This is a genomic window from Lachnoanaerobaculum sanguinis (genome assembly GCF_033242365.1).
Taxonomy (GTDB): domain Bacteria; phylum Bacillota; class Clostridia; order Lachnospirales; family Lachnospiraceae; genus Lachnoanaerobaculum; species Lachnoanaerobaculum sanguinis.
Genome location: NZ_BTHK01000039.1, coordinates 1 through 1794, shown reverse-complemented (window position 1 = coordinate 1794; position 1794 = coordinate 1). Strand labels below are relative to the sequence as shown.

At 43.5% G+C, this 1794-nt stretch carries 1 protein-coding gene, 1 tRNA gene and 3 rRNA genes; all 5 read right to left on the bottom strand.

The window, feature by feature from the left end; all coding sequences use genetic code 11:
• Nucleotides 1-821: ribosomal RNA gene (locus tag SBH76_RS13390) — 23S ribosomal RNA — on the bottom strand; the annotation flags it as partial.
• 363 nt (nt 822-1184) lie between these two features.
• Nucleotides 1185-1258: transfer RNA gene (locus SBH76_RS13385), tRNA-Ile, on the bottom strand.
• 6 nt (nt 1259-1264) lie between these two features.
• Nucleotides 1265-1477, bottom strand: a complete 213-nt coding sequence (locus SBH76_RS13380; RefSeq protein WP_317978161.1) for a hypothetical protein — start codon at nt 1475-1477, stop codon at nt 1265-1267.
• 45 nt (nt 1478-1522) lie between these two features.
• Nucleotides 1523-1640, bottom strand: a 5S ribosomal RNA gene (gene rrf / locus SBH76_RS13375).
• 68 nt (nt 1641-1708) lie between these two features.
• Nucleotides 1709-1794: ribosomal RNA gene (locus SBH76_RS13370) — 16S ribosomal RNA — on the bottom strand; the annotation flags it as partial.

The following is a 1794-nucleotide window of genomic DNA, read 5'->3' as shown; positions in this document are numbered from 1 at the left end:
GGAATTTCTCCCCTATCCACACCTCATCGCCACCCTTTTCAACGGATGTGCGTTCGGTCCTCCATTCACTTTTACGCGAACTTCAACCTGGACATGGATAGATCACCCGGTTTCGGGTCTACACATACTGACTACTACCGCCCTATTAAGACTTGGTTTCCCTTCGGCTCCGTATCTTTAATACTTAACCTCGCCTGTACATGTAACTCGCCGGACCGTTCTACAAAAAGTACGCGGTTCACCTTTCGGTGTTCCACAGTTTGTAAACATAGGGTTTCAGGTTCTTTTTCACTCCCCTCCCGGGGTTCTTTTCACCTTTCCTTCACAGTACTATACGCTATCGGTCACTGACTAGTATTTAGCCTTGGGGGGTGGTCCCCCCTGCTTCCCACAAGGTTTCTCGTGTCTCGTGGTACTCCGGATACTGCTGGATTCGATACATTTTCCCTTACACGGCTCTCACGCTCTTTGGCCCGCTTTTCCAAAACGGTTCAGGTAATATATATTACTCGTATTGCAGTCCTCTACCCCGCAGTGCACGCACCACGGTTTGGGCTCTTACGATTTCGCTCGCCGCTACTTTCGCAATCACTGTTGTTTTCTTTTCCTCCGGCTACTTAGATGTTTCAGTTCACCGGGTTCCCTTCTGTACGTTATGTATTGGCGTACAGATACTTGGAGTTCTTCCAAGTGGGTTTCCCCATTCAGACATCTGCGGATCATTGAATATGTGCTTCTCCCCGCAGCTTTTCGCAGCTTGTCACGTCTTTCTTCGGCTGTCAGTGCCTAGGCATCCACCCTACGCTCTTTATGTTTAACCTCTTAAATCATTTAGATTTAGTGTTTATGTATGACACTAGCGTGTATCATACACTATGTTTAAAAATTTATTTTTGTTATTAAATATCAATCACTTTAAAGTAATTGATACCTCGGATGTCTAATTATAAAATATTTATATAATTTCTCGTTTGGTATGCAGTTTTCAAGGTACATCATGCAGAGAACTTCTCTGCAAATGAGACTTAAAGATTCGAACTTCAACATCTTTCATCCTCTCCAAAGGAATATCTGATGTAGTCTCTACTTATGGTAACACCATTGCTCCGCTTCGCTATGCAAGGTGTGCTTGTTTTCTAACCTCAGACTTCGCTTTCGCTCGTCTTCGCTAAGAAAACAATGCATGGGCTTAAGTGGACTCGAACCACCGACCTCACGCTTATCAGGCGTGCGCTCTAACCGGCTGAGCTATAAGCCCTAAATTTTACATTGTACTCTGTCCTGTTATTATCATATATAATGAACATATAAACAATACAACAAACATAAGTATTTGGATAGGTCTTACTCTCAATGACCAATTATTCTTTTTAGCAAGAAATATCAACAATCCCTGTACTACAATAAAGAGTAGTGAAACGAGACAAACTATATGCCATGGATATTGTCTTACCAAATTTCCAAATTGCTCACCCATAAGCCCCTCCTATGTGTTTGAGTCATATTTTATTACAAAAATTTAAAGCGGCATCCACCTACTCTCCCATACCGTCTCCAGTATAGTACCATCGGCCGACCAGGTCTTAACCATCGTGTTCGGAATGGAAACGGGTGTGTCCCCTAGACGCATCGACACCGCTAAGTTATGTTTTTAGCACCTTTTTAATTTAGTACTAAACAGTACTCACAACCCCTACTTTTTCCTTAGAAAGGAGGTGATCCAGCCGCACCTTCCGATACGGCTACCTTGTTACGACTTCACCCCAGTTATCCTCCCTGCCTTCGGCAGCTCCT

Excerpts from the sequence above, each read along its gene's own strand:
- SBH76_RS13380 (WP_317978161.1), bottom strand. The coding sequence starts at position 1,477 with ATGGGTGAGCAATTTGGAAATTTGGTAAGACAATATCCATGGCATATA.